14 protein-coding genes are annotated in these 12,648 nt (G+C 46.6%); 10 read left to right on the top strand and 4 right to left on the bottom strand.

Going from position 1 to position 12,648, the window contains the following annotated elements; translation table 11 throughout:
- Window positions 1-238: 238 nt before the first annotated feature.
- The 3 genes from SOM40_RS12060 to SOM40_RS12070 all read left to right on the top strand — a co-directional run bounded on the left by SOM40_RS12060 (window position 239) and on the right by SOM40_RS12070 (window position 5,573).
- Window positions 239-1,504 carry a Y-family DNA polymerase gene (locus SOM40_RS12060; RefSeq protein WP_320530028.1) on the top strand — a complete coding sequence of 422 codons (1,266 nt, stop codon included), beginning with the start codon at window positions 239-241 and terminating at the stop codon, window positions 1,502-1,504.
- A gap of 516 nt (window positions 1,505-2,020) precedes the next feature.
- Window positions 2,021-3,805, top strand: coding sequence for an ATP-dependent nuclease (locus SOM40_RS12065; protein WP_320530029.1), 1,785 nt, complete (start codon window positions 2,021-2,023; stop codon window positions 3,803-3,805).
- A complete protein-coding gene (locus tag SOM40_RS12070; protein WP_320530261.1) occupies window positions 3,798-5,573 on the top strand; it encodes an ATP-dependent helicase in 1,776 nt (591 codons plus the stop codon). Before SOM40_RS12065 ends, SOM40_RS12070 begins: the two co-directional genes overlap by 8 nt.
- Before the next feature lie 406 nt (window positions 5,574-5,979).
- Here the strand turns inward: SOM40_RS12070 and arsH are convergent, their stop codons facing one another.
- The gene (gene arsH / locus SOM40_RS12075; protein ID WP_262671742.1) at window positions 5,980-6,678 is read right to left on the bottom strand and encodes an arsenical resistance protein ArsH; all 699 of its coding nucleotides are present in this window, start codon (window positions 6,676-6,678) and stop codon (window positions 5,980-5,982) included.
- Between the two features lie 85 nt (window positions 6,679-6,763).
- Here arsH and SOM40_RS12080 point away from each other — a divergent pair, with 85 nt between their 5' ends.
- From SOM40_RS12080 to SOM40_RS12095, 4 genes are all read left to right on the top strand, one after another.
- Entirely contained in the window at window positions 6,764-7,084 is a 321-nt protein-coding gene (locus SOM40_RS12080) for a transcriptional regulator (RefSeq protein ID WP_023479906.1), read from the top strand.
- Between the two features lie 42 nt (window positions 7,085-7,126).
- A complete protein-coding gene (locus SOM40_RS12085; RefSeq protein WP_023479682.1) occupies window positions 7,127-8,416 on the top strand; it encodes an arsenic transporter in 1,290 nt (429 codons plus the stop codon).
- Between the two features lie 12 nt (window positions 8,417-8,428).
- The gene (gene arsC, locus SOM40_RS12090; RefSeq protein WP_312190863.1) at window positions 8,429-8,854 is read left to right on the top strand and encodes a glutaredoxin-dependent arsenate reductase; all 426 of its coding nucleotides are present in this window, start codon (window positions 8,429-8,431) and stop codon (window positions 8,852-8,854) included.
- A 107-nt stretch (window positions 8,855-8,961) separates the two neighbouring features.
- Window positions 8,962-9,564 carry a site-specific integrase gene (locus SOM40_RS12095; protein WP_023479883.1) on the top strand — a complete coding sequence of 201 codons (603 nt, stop codon included), beginning with the start codon at window positions 8,962-8,964 and terminating at the stop codon, window positions 9,562-9,564.
- A gap of 326 nt (window positions 9,565-9,890) precedes the next feature.
- Here the strand turns inward: SOM40_RS12095 and SOM40_RS12100 are convergent, their stop codons facing one another.
- Window positions 9,891-10,079, bottom strand: a complete 189-nt coding sequence (locus SOM40_RS12100) for a hypothetical protein (protein WP_023479866.1) — start codon at window positions 10,077-10,079, stop codon at window positions 9,891-9,893.
- A gap of 208 nt (window positions 10,080-10,287) precedes the next feature.
- On the opposite strand from SOM40_RS12100, the gene SOM40_RS12105 reads away from it, so the two are divergent.
- A complete protein-coding gene (locus SOM40_RS12105; protein WP_023479757.1) occupies window positions 10,288-10,482 on the top strand; it encodes a hypothetical protein in 195 nt (64 codons plus the stop codon).
- Window positions 10,483-11,120: 638 nt separating this feature from the next.
- Here the strand turns inward: SOM40_RS12105 and SOM40_RS12110 are convergent.
- Both SOM40_RS12110 and SOM40_RS12115 read right to left on the bottom strand, forming a co-directional pair.
- The gene (locus SOM40_RS12110) at window positions 11,121-11,348 is read right to left on the bottom strand and encodes a hypothetical protein (RefSeq protein WP_320530030.1); all 228 of its coding nucleotides are present in this window, start codon (window positions 11,346-11,348) and stop codon (window positions 11,121-11,123) included.
- Between the two features lie 312 nt (window positions 11,349-11,660).
- The gene (locus tag SOM40_RS12115; RefSeq protein ID WP_106995985.1) at window positions 11,661-11,879 is read right to left on the bottom strand and encodes a cold shock domain-containing protein; all 219 of its coding nucleotides are present in this window, start codon (window positions 11,877-11,879) and stop codon (window positions 11,661-11,663) included.
- Between the two features lie 280 nt (window positions 11,880-12,159).
- On the opposite strand from SOM40_RS12115, the gene cspF reads away from it, so the two are divergent.
- Window positions 12,160-12,372 (top strand): cold shock-like protein CspF, encoded by a 213-nt coding sequence (gene cspF / locus SOM40_RS12120; RefSeq protein WP_106995984.1) that lies wholly within the window; start codon window positions 12,160-12,162, stop codon window positions 12,370-12,372.
- 102 nt (window positions 12,373-12,474) lie between these two features.
- Window positions 12,475-12,618 carry a YnfU family zinc-binding protein gene (locus SOM40_RS12125; protein ID WP_234006120.1) on the top strand — a complete coding sequence of 48 codons (144 nt, stop codon included), beginning with the start codon at window positions 12,475-12,477 and terminating at the stop codon, window positions 12,616-12,618.
- Window positions 12,619-12,648: the final 30 nt, after the last annotated feature.

Raw genomic sequence — 12,648 nt, forward strand, 5'->3', positions numbered from 1 at the left:
CATAATATTAGCCCTTCTGGGCTTGCACCAGAATGTCCAGAAGGTTCCCGCCCCTTGATCTTTGCTACCGACATACAATACTGTATATAAATACAGTTCATTTAGCGGTGATCATAATGCAGTTTTTCACACCCACCAGGTTACACCAAATCGTGGCATCCCCTGGGTTCAGTAATTTTATTCCCTACGTTTTACCAGTTGCCGCTCAGAACGATGTCGTGAAATCCGGGAACTGATCATGTTTGCACTCTGCGATGTGAACTCTTTCTATGCTTCCTGCGAAACCGTTTTTCGCCCGGACCTGAAGGGCCGGCCAGTCGTCGTTTTATCAAATAACGACGGTTGTGTTATCGCACGTTCTGCGGAAGCGAAACCTTTTGTGAAAATGGGTGAGCCGTATTTCAAACAAAAAGATCTTTTCAGGCATCATGGGGTGGTTTGCTTCAGTAGCAATTATGAACTCTACGCAGATATGTCCAACCGGGTGATGACCACGCTTGAAGAGATGTCTCCCCGCTGCGAAAGATACTCAATTGACGAGCTTTTTTGTGACCTTACAGGTATAAGTAACTGTCGCGACCTTACCGAGTTTGGCCGTGAAATCAGAGCCACTGTTTTACAGCGCACGCATCTGACCGTTGGGGTAGGAATTGCGCAGACTAAAACCCTGGCGAAGCTGGCAAATCATGCGGCAAAACGATGGCAGCGCCAGACCGGAGGCGTGGTTGACTTATCGGATGTGGCTCGTCAGAGAAAACTGATGGCAGCGCTGCCCGTTGAAGAGGTGTGGGGTGTGGGTCGACGCCTGACAAAAAAGCTTGAAAGTATGGGTATCAAAACAGTATTACAGCTGGCAGATACCGATATAGGGTTCATCAGAAAACACTTCAGCGTCGTGCTTGAGAGAACGGTCCGTGAATTACGCGGTCAACCCTGCCTTGAGCTGGAAGAGTTCCCGTCCGTAAAGCAGGAGATTATCTGTTCTCGGTCATTCGGCAGCCGCATCACAGAATATGAAGAGATGCGCGAGGCTATCTGTAGTTATGCGGCCCGGGCAGCAGAGAAACTACGTAATGAGCATCAGCATTGTCGATTTATATCTGCATTTGTTAAAACCTCTCCGTTCACAATTAACGAACCGTATTACGGTAATAGCGCATCGGTAACGCTGCTCACTCCGACCCAGGACAGCAGAGATATCATCGGCGCTGCTACTCGCTGTCTGGATGTAATCTGGAAAAACGGATATCGGTATCAGAAAGCAGGCGTCATGCTGGGAGATTTGTATAGCCAGGGCGTCGCACAACTTAATCTGTTTGACGAGAACCCACCCCGCAAAAATAGCCAGAAGCTGATGAATATCCTAGATCACCTGAATGCTGAAAACGGGCATGGGACGCTTTATTTTGCCGGACAAGGGATCCAGCAACAATGGCAGATGAAGCGGGAAATGCTCTCCCCGCGATACACCACTCGATATACTGATCTCCCCATCGTTAAGTGATATTGCCAGCTCTATATTAGAGCGGCCCGTGCTCCTGCATGTCAATAAAGAGCAACGTGTACACAATATATTTAAAGCCTGCGAGTACTATTAAAAAACTTAGAAAACCTAGTGCATTTATTTATATAACAATATTGCCTCCTCCTGACTCAGGCTGTCATTCATTATTTTTCACATTAATTATAGCTACATTATTTAACGATACTGTCAAATTAATCACCATGGTTTTATAAAAACTACTGAGTCATTACTGATCTTTTTTATATTTTACGTCAGTTCCTCGCTCGCAGCTGTTCCTTTTGCCTCGCCTACGGTAGCTTTATGCCATAAGCTGACATAGTGGGCTGCCCCACTAGAGTAAGTCCTAAATCTAAGTGTTGAACTTTTGCCATTAACGGCCGATGATAAGAAAAGAATAAAGTACAATCGCTCAGAACCTCCGCTGTTAAATTTTCTGAGCTTCTTGGCAGAAGAACGCCTTTCCACAGCCTTTATAATGCATTTAGAGGGATTTTTATGTATTTATCAAAACTCGGAATCCGCAATTTTAGAAATTTTGAGGCGGCTCACATTCCCTTGGCAGGTAATGTTGTGCTGTTGGGGGAAAATCGCGTTGGTAAAAGTAATCTGCTTTTCGCAATTCGACTGGTTATTGATCCTACTCTGCCTGATTCAGCCAGGCAGCTTAAGCTGTCAGATTTCTGGGATGGCTGCGACCTTGAATCAAACCCTCAAATTGAGGTGCACCTTGAATTCGCCGATTTCGACAGTGACCCTTCCCTCTCCGCTCTGTTGACAGATTTTCGCATCGCAGAGGATCCTACCGTAGCAAGGTTGAGCTACATTTTCCGTCAAAAGGAAGAAGTCGATGGAGCTCCCCGTTCAAGTGAGGACTGTGAGTTTATTGTTTTTGGCGGATGTCAAGAATCGCGAACCATTCCTGGGCGCGTCAGACGCCGGATCTCCATTGATATGCTTGACGCGTTACGCGATGCAGAAGCACAGCTTGCTTTCTGGCGAAACTCCCCGCTACGCCCCTTGTTGGAAGATGCATTCTCTTCGCTGAGTCGGGCCGATTTAGATCGCGTAGCAACTGAGCTTCAGGCAGCAACGGAAACCATGGAGAAGTTCCCTTCAATTAGGGATCTGGAGGATTCTCTGCGTGGTGGCATTCTTGACCTGGCTGGAACTGCTCACGATTTAGATGCCCGCCTCCGTTTTGCACCTGCTGACCCGCTCAGATTGATGCGTTCTATCTCTATGTTCATTGATGATGGAAAGAGAGGCATTATTGAAGCGAGCCTAGGTTCTGCGAACGTGGCTCTGATATCACTCAAGCTAGCAGAGTTTGCATGGCGACGTGAAAAGAATGAACGTAATTTCTCCCTGCTTTGTATTGAAGAACCCGAAGCACACCTTCACCCACAGCTTCAGCGCGCTGTTTTTGACAAACTCTTCAATAATGCCGACAAAGATCAGTCATTGATTGTGACTAGCCATTCTCCCACGCTGGCAACCATTGCTCCTCTTCGTTCTATCGTTCGCATTTGCAGGGATCCTGAAGGGCGATCGCGAGCTTTTTCCCTAGCTGAACTGCCAGTAACCAGTGAAGAACTCGACGACATTGAACGGTATCTAACAGCAACCAGATCGGAGCTTCTTTTTGCTAACGGTGTGATATTTGTTGAAGGCGATGCTGAGGAGGTTTTGCTTCCAGGTTTCGCACAGGCCATGGGGATCAATCTCGACCAGCTTGGGATTACGGTATGTAACGTAGCGGGAGTTAATTTTGAACCATACGTGAAGCTGGCAGCCAGCCTCGGACTACCCTTTTCCGTCGTAACCGACTGGGACCCACTGGATGGTACGAAACAACCGATGGGTAAAACACGCTCAATTGGTATCTGGCAGGCATTTAGCGATGTATCGGGAAAACTAAAAAAACTAACTCCTGGGAATATTAATTGGCTCAATAATTGTTCTTATGAAGAGTGTAAGCCTTCATTTGAAAAGATTGGTATTTTTTTAAACGATCAGACGTTTGAAGTCGCCGTGGCCAATACGGCTGGCCTCAAAGAAGCGCTGCTGGATATCCTCGATGAACAGGGATTTGGTGTGTTACGTTCATCAAGGATTGCTTCATGGCGTGCCGGTATGGTTCCAGACCCGACGCAACTTCTCGCGATGATATCTGACATAGGTAAAGGACGGTTGGCTGCCAAGCTGAAGCAAAAAGCCCCTGGGCTTACGCCGCCGGAGTATATTGCTTCAGCTATTCAATATGTGGTGTCGAATGTCTGACCGGCGCGCACTTTCAGAGGCTCTGAATGAGCTATTACCGAACAGAGAGCAGTACGCTGCGGCCACATACCCCGGCCACTGCGTAGTTATTGCTGGGCCAGGCAGCGGAAAAACCAAAACACTTACGACCGCCATGGCACGTGCCCTGATTGAAGAGGTCGCTGACCCCCGAGGCGTGGCCTGTATTACTTACAATAATGAATGCGCTTCTGAACTTGAAGGACGTCTGGCCTGCTTTGATGTCATTGGCGATGATCGGAACTTTATTGGTACCGTGCATAGCTTTGCTTTAAATCAGGTTTTAATCCCCTACTCACGATGTATACCGGGCTTGCTGCCGGAGGATTTTCGTGTGGCGACTAGAGACGAAAGTCGCGCGGCTGTAGAAGTGGCTTACCAGGCTAGATTCGGAGCTATCGGAGATCCCCATGCACGGTGGAAATTTGCAGAAGAGAAACGACGCCGGGATGTGAACCGACTCCTACCGGCTTGGCGAAATAATAATCCGGAGCTGGCAGATTTTATTGAAGCTTATGAAGAAGAACTTCGGCGCTTAGGACTGATTGACTTTGATGATATGCCACTCATCGCTTTTCGTATTATTAGCGAGCATGAATGGATACGTAATGCTATCCGGTCGCGCTATCCTGTTTTGTTTGTAGATGAATATCAGGATCTAGGGCACGCTCTTCATGAGCTGGTTCTACTGCTGTGCTTTAACGGTGGAATACGATTGTTTGCGGTCGGTGATGCAGATCAGTCCATTTACGGATTTAATGGTGCAAATCCAAGTCTACTGGACAGTCTAGTTTCACGGGCAGATGTTAGACCGTTCCGTCTTCGTTTCAACTATCGATCTGGCGCAAAAATTATCAGGGCATCACTAGGAGCGCTGGGAGAAGACCGGGATTATGTTGGCCCCGATGGTAATTCAGAAGGAGAGTTAGGGTTCCATGGGATTAAAGGCAATTATGACACACAGGCGCATTTTATCGCCCATAATCTAATACCCTCATTGTTTGATAGAGGATTCCAGCCTGACCGCATCGGGGTTCTGTACCGGGCAGCTTGGCTTGGCGATAAGGTTGCGGAAGAGCTAAAGAACAGAAATATTGCCATAATACGTGCTGACAGTAATGCTCTCATAAAACGTAATTCTCGTCTTGCCTGTTTCATCGAAGCCTGCAGTCAGTGGGTGACAGGTGGATGGAAAGAAGCCTCTCCTACATTTAACCTGTTACTGAGTCAGGCACTCTTTCTGGTTTATGGCCGCCGCGCAAACCGTGCTGAAGAACAATTACTGACCGTACAGCTCATCACATTTTTACGAAACGGAATTGATAAAGCGGAAAGTGCCCACGAGTGGCTTAGACGTTTAAATGATGAGATCATCACCGGCTGGATGAATATGTCACAAAACACCCAGCAGGAATGGGATGTCCTTGCGGAGTTACTAAAACGAACCGATCCCGTCAGGGGAATGGATGTAGCTCTGAATGTATTCGCGGGGAAAGTAGAAGGAACCGGGCGCATCACCCTTAGCACTCTTCATAGTGCAAAAGGCCGAGAATTTGATGTAGCCATAATGTTTGGGGTGAATAAATATGACTTCCCGAATAAGCGAGATCTAGCTTCAGATAATGCCCTTCGCGAGGCCCGGCGCCTCTTTTATGTAGGCGTCACCCGTCCCCGAAAAGAGCTACACATGGTTTATGAAAAGGGTAAACACTCCCCTTGGATTGCCGAACTATATCATCGCAGCCAGTAGATATAGAACCTTATGCACCTCATAAGCCTGTGGAAAACAAAGGGAGCGGTATATCAGTCCGCAGGAGAGTCACACAGAGGATTGATAAGCACCTTCTAGGTCGACACTCGAACCTCTGCATCTTATTATGCGCAGCAAAATCAGGGTAACCAAAGGGTTAAATGAAGCCAACACCATGTTTATATTGTTGTTCCAGGGGCACAAGACGGTAATTGCGCATCTTTTCGCATAGCTCTATAGCGACTCCTGTCAGGCATACTTCTTCTACACATCAGCTATTTAAACACGCCCTACTCAAAGTCCGCTTTTTGCTCACTGCGGACATTCTGCTCAGTTAGCTTGTCTACTTTGTGCCAATAGCGGACGTTGTTAAGCTCATGCAGTATGGATTCACGAAGAACAGACGTTATATTTTGTCCTGATTGACACGGGATGAAAGCTCCTGATGGCTCTCTTTTCGCTCGCTGTAACGATCCGCAAGATAACCGGTTTGTCCCTTAAGCAGCAGTGTGATTTTAAACAGCTCCTCGGCTACATCGACGATGCGGTCATACCATGACGAAGGTTTCATTCGGCCGTTTTCGTCGAACTCTTGCCATGCCCTGGCTACGGAAGACTGGTTGGGTATCGTAAACATCCGCATCCAGCGGCCCAGAATACGCATCTGGTTCACTGCATTGAAGGACTGGGAACCACCGCAGACCTGCATTACCGCAAGTGTTTTGCCCTGCGAAGGACGAACCGCGCCTTCACTTAAGGGTATCCAGTCAATCTGCGCCTTCATAACTGCGCTCATAGCCCCGTGCCGTTCCGGAGAACTCCACACCATCCCGTCACACCATCTGACCAGACCGCGCAGCTCGGTGACTTTAGGGTGCGTGTCCGGCGCATCATCCGGCAGGGGTAAACCGGAGGGGTTAAAGCGTTTTACCTCCGCGCCCATCGCCGTCAGCAGGCGACCAGCTTCTTCCGCGGCAAAACGGCTGTAGGAGCGCTCTCTTACTGAGCCATACAGAATCAGAATCCGTGGTGGCTCCTGCAGGTGCAGACGTTCAGCGATGTGTTGATCAAAGCATTCGGTGTTCAGGGCAGGAAATTGTTCCATTTTTCTCCTCCGGACAGACCAGATGATTTCAAAGTTAATACATATGATTTACCATATGTATATTCTAAAGGGAATGGAGTGACAAATGCTACAACCTGTTCAGCTTTTCAAAATCCTGTCGGATAAAACACGGCTCACCATCGTCATGCTTCTCCGGGAGTCCGGTGAACTGTGCGTCTGCGATATCTGCGCGGCCACCTCTGAATCACAGCCAAAAATCTCGCGACATATGGCTATCCTTCGTGAGGCCGGGCTGGTACTTGACCGTCGTGAAGGCAAATGGATCCACTATCGTCTGTCACCCCACATACCAGCGTGGGCAGCTGAGACAATCACAACGTCCTGGCAGTGTATGCGGGAGGATGTGCGTGAATGGCTGGATAAATCAGCCTGCACCTCCTGCTGAGGCAGGAAGATATTTACATAATCATATATGATGGAGTCTGAGATGCTTCTGGCAGGGAGTATATTTTTACTGACGCTGGTACTGGTGATCTGGCAACCCAGAGGCCTGAGTATTGGCTGGAGCGCGAGTATCGGGGCAGTGCTGGCGCTGGGAACCGGTGTCATCCATGTCGCTGATATTCCCGTTGTCTGGAATATCGTCTGGAACGCGACAACGGCATTTATTGCGGTCATCATCATCAGCCTGCTGCTCGATGAGTCCGGCTTCTTTGAATGGGCCGCACTGCACGTCTCCCGCTGGGGTAACGGACGTGGCCGCCTGCTGTTCACCTGGATAGTCTTGCTCGGTGCCGCTGTTGCTGCGTTGTTTGCCAATGACGGCGCCGCGCTGATCCTGACGCCGATTGTGATTGCGATGCTGCTCGCACTGGGGTTCAGCCAGGGCACGACACTGGCCTTTGTCATGGCTGCAGGGTTTATTGCAGATACGGCCAGCCTGCCGCTCATTGTTTCTAACCTGGTTAATATCGTCTCGGCGGACTTCTTCGGTCTGGGCTTTACGCAGTATGCTTCCGTTATGATCCCCGTGGATGCGGCAGCGATTGCGGCCACGCTGACCATGCTGCATTTCTTCTTCCGCAGGGATATTCCGGCAACGTATGACGTTTCGCTGCTGAAGAAACCAGCCAGTGCGATCAAGGATCCGGCAACCTTCAGGGCGGGCTGGATTGTCCTGTTATTGCTGCTTGTCGGTTTCTTTGTTCTGGAGCCGCTGGGGATCCCGGTCAGTGCGATAGCGGCGGCTGGCGCAGCAGTGCTGTTTGTGGTGGCGAAAAGAGGCCATGCCATCAACACCGGGAAAGTCCTGCGCGGTGCGCCATGGCAGATCGTTATTTTCTCGCTGGGCATGTACCTCGTGGTCTATGGCCTGCGCAATGCAGGGCTCACGGAGTACCTGTCTGGTGTGCTGAATCAGCTGGCAGACAAGGGGTTATGGGCAGCGACGTTCGGCACCGGCTTCCTGACGGCATTTCTCTCATCAGTGATGAACAATATGCCGACGGTGCTGATTGGTGCGCTGTCGATTGACGGGAGTGCGGCGACTGGCGTCGTCAAAGAGGCAATGATTTATGCCAATGTGATTGGCTGCGATTTAGGCCCGAAAATCACCCCGATAGGCAGTCTGGCAACCCTGCTGTGGCTGCATGTGCTTGCCCGGAAAAATATGACGATCACCTGGGGATATTACTTCCGGACCGGCATTGTCATGACTGTGCCGGTGCTGTTTGTCACTCTGGCCGCTCTGGCGTGGCGGCTCTCTGTCACTTTGTAATGAGATACTGATATGAGCAACATTACCATCTATCACAACCCGGCCTGTGGCACCTCACGCAACACGCTGGAGATGATCCGTAACAGCGGCAACGAACCGACGATAATTCATTATCTCGATACGCCACCCACCCGTGATGAGCTGATTAAACTTATTTCAGATATGGGAATTACGGTGCGTGCATTACTGCGTAAGAATGTTGAGCCTTATGAACACCTGGGTCTTGATGAAGAGAAATTTAATGATGAGCAGTTGATTGATTTCATGCTTCAACATCCGATCCTGATTAATCGGCCGGTTGTCGTTACGCCGCTTGGCACTCGTCTTTGCCGCCCTTCAGAAATAGTGCTGGATATTCTACCGGAAGGCCAGAAAGGAGCGTTTACCAAAGAGGATGGCGAGAAGGTCATTGACGAAACGGGGAAGCGGATTAAGTAATCTGCCCACTTCAAAATATCGGACGCCTGTTTACGCTATGCGGGCATCCGATTTTCGCTCATATGGGACAACCATAATCACATCTCCTAACCCAAAGGAGAATGAGCATGACAACATCCCCTTGGAACAAAGGCCGTATTATTGGCCAGAAACGGCCTCTTCAGATCTCTCATATCTGGGGAATCCGTATCAGACTTGAGATGGAAGGAAAAGTACGCGATTTAGCTCTGTTTAACATGGCTCTGGACAGTAAACTTCGGGGCTGTGATCTGGTTAAGCTAAAAGTTTCTGATGTGGCCTATGGGCACTCTGTTTCGGGCAGAGCGACAGTGCTGCAGCAAAAAACGGGAAGCCCCGTTCAGTTTGAACTGACTAAGGGAACCAGAGAGGCTGTAGCAGCATGGATCAAAATGGCTCATCTACGTAGTAGCGACTATCTGTTCCAGTCCCGCGTCGGTTCTTCACGACATATCTCAACCAGGCAATATAACCGTATTTTTCATGGATGGATTGATAAGCTAGGTCTCGACGAGACTCTGTACAGTACGCATTCTATGCGAAGAACCAAGCCATATCTGATCTATAAAAAAACGAAGAATCTTCGAGTGATCCAGCTATTGTTAGGTCACAAAAAACTTGAAAGTACAGTCCTTTATCTCGGTATTGAAGTGGATGATGCCCTGGAGATATCTGAGTCTATTGAAGTTTAATTTGTGAGGGCTGCAACAGCAGCCCTTTGCCAGAAGCGGAATTTTATTACATCTCTATTGAATTTGTTAATGCTGAGCAGGTCAATACATGCAGGAAGTTCCGGCTGTTTCTTTGAAGTTAACGAACCAAGTAGAGTAAGCGTCGACGCGGAAATCGTCTTTGGAAAAAGCTAAGGCATTGACCAGAATTTTTTGATCAATACATAAAGTTAGGGCGGTTTCGAATGTGTGGTTGTATTCTTTACGAATTGCTCCTGCGGCAAGGTTTCTGGGCGGCGATGAACCAAATACGAACATTAGAAAAGAAAAGACGATATTTACCGTTACTATTTCCCTTCATTTTCAAAGCACAGTAAATCAAAAATTAATTCCATATTGTTACTTTTTAGAATGTCAACATCTTTATATATTTTTTCAGACGCCCCTCCTTCATCTTCCCATTCGTTAATGGAATACTGCCATTCTTCTTGCATCAACCTGACATCTGCGGTTGGGATCTCTAAATAAGTTAGCATAGTCTACTCCGGCATCCTATCTTTATGAGGTTTTAATAGTATAGGGTACCCTACACTGTAACGCCGATTAGGTTTGCATATACTCATTAAATATATAAAAAGCACTGTAAGAAAATAATAATCTAAGTCGTGTTATTTAGCTGCAACTTTTTATTTCCCTAAGGGTGTTGACTATACTTAAATAAATAATTTCAAACCGGAGAGTGCCATGTTTAACCATTCACCTGAAAAGTCTGAAAATGAATTTAAGGAAACAGTAAAAGAATACGCCACTAAAACCGATGATGCGTTACGTAGTGGGGCTAACAGCATGAAGAATAAAGTTGAGTCATATCCTGCGACAAGTATTCTCATAGCAGTCGGTATAGGCTTCGCTTTAGGTTTTATCTCAGGAAGAAGATGATTATCTTCGAGATGAAATTTAACTGTATCTCCTTACTTCATGAGTGCATTATTTAACAAAAATAAGATAAGTATTGAAAATATTATAGTCATTAAAGAAATCACCAATTTGTAAAAAGTGAAATCCTCCTTAAAAGAAGCACCGAACTCGGAAAGGAAGTAACTAACCATTATAGTTGCCAGACATATTGCTGGACTAAATATATAACAATCTTTCAATAATTCTTACAAAACAAGAAGCATAAAACATCCAGAGAAAAATCCTCTGCTGCATCGCTTGATGCTTATGAATATGATGCCGATGCCTCCCGGTAAGCCTTTGGGTATCCCTATGACCCGCTGCTTCGTTCGTGCATGATGAACATTCCATTAGAAAATTCATCAGGTTAATTTGCCCTGCCGCTCAGAAGGATTCATCATAAGAGGCAAAATAGCATGAAGGGAGGTAGAGGGCCATCTGTATTTTGTCAATGCACATAGTGTGACCTCCTGATTTGACAGCGATTTTTAAAAGAATGTGTTGAAAAAAAAGCCTGCGGTTAGCAGGCTATAAAGTTTTTTTACTTATTTTTTTTGTTTGTATCTTATAAATAGGGTAGGTACGCAATTAAACATGAAGCAGAGAAGGTAATGAAACTGCTATAAATATTTCCTGGCAGCATCGAGTATCTCCTGCGACGTTAACTGCCTGTCAGAATCCACGTAAACAACACCATGATCGCCGGTTAATGAAGGAAAGCCAGCGGACATAATCCGAAGATGTGCTTCATCACCGTTCGGATATTCTCGTCTGATAGAGGATATACCCTCCAGAACGGTCATGACTTTACAGGGTTCGGCATTAAAGAAAACAAGAATTTTTATCATATGCCACCATGAATCTGTTAATCTTTTCTCTCAGTGATGTTTACTGGTAGATGCCACTAAGGTAAAAATAAAGACGTGATGCTTTCGGAGGCAGCCTCGCCCCTTACGCACTTTATTATTTAACAAGCAGTTAGCTTCTGTTTTGAAATTTTTATGCAGCAGTCCTGCACCTCATCAAATCGGTCAACACATTCATACATATGCAAAAATATGCTGACCTGATATTAGGATTAAACGGCTTTTATCACATTTAATTTATGGGTATGTCTACTCAGGAATAATCCTTGATCGTTGTCGCAGATCCACAAAGATTTATTTATCGCAAAGTATTACGTTTGCAGCAGCAGGACCTTTGTCACCGCTGTGAATGGCGAATTCAACTTTCTGTCCTTCAAATAAAGTTTTAAAGTTGTCGCCGCTAAGCGCAGAAAAATGGACAAAGATATCTTTACTGCCATCAAGAGGAGAGATGAAGCCAAAACCTTTGTCTCCGTTAAACCATTTTACCAGGCCTTTAATTCTTGAGGTCATACTGACTCCCGTTATAAATGATTGTATTGATAGCAAACATATCGTATTAAACGTTTGGACTCAAAAGGAGGGGATATCAGAGATAGCGCCTGGTAATGAGGACTTCCCGAAAAATGTTAAACGTTCGTTTTTACATCGAACTGATGGGATTCATTAAGGCACGGTAAATAATAATAAGTAAATTATATTTTAGCCGTCCAGAGATTCTGCAAGGAAAACAAAAGTGGCAGCGTGCTATTTTCAATGTATACTATTTACGTGTTTTCAATAAGGAATTGACTTGTCCCATAAAATGACCGGAATTGTCAAAAGTTTTGACATTCTCAGCGGTAAAGGCCTCATCATCCCCTCTGATGGCCGAAAAGACGTCCTGCTTCACATTTCAGCCGTTAACTCCCGCGAATCAGAATTACTCATCCCAGGAAGCCGCATAGAATTTTGCCGGATCAACGGTAACAGGGGGCCTGTGGCTGCGAACATTTATCTTTCCTGAATTTCTGTGCCTCAAAATATATAGATTAAAACTTAACCATATGTGATACGGTGAAGCTCATTCATTGAAAGGTTAATGGTCATGTCTGTTATCAATTACGCAATGAAACTCTTCAGCAGTGCGTCTACTGCCACTGCTGCCTGTCCTGTTTGTGGCTTAAAATCAGCACAGCCGTTGTCAAAAATCCGACTCAACCAAGCCATGCTTTGCCCCGGATGTAAAGCTCTGTTTATCTCCCGACGCTAGCTCGACCACAACCGCAGATCAGAGCCCATG

The organism is Leclercia sp. CFBP8987, from assembly GCF_034044995.2.
Lineage (GTDB): Bacteria > Pseudomonadota > Gammaproteobacteria > Enterobacterales > Enterobacteriaceae > Enterobacter > Enterobacter tamurae.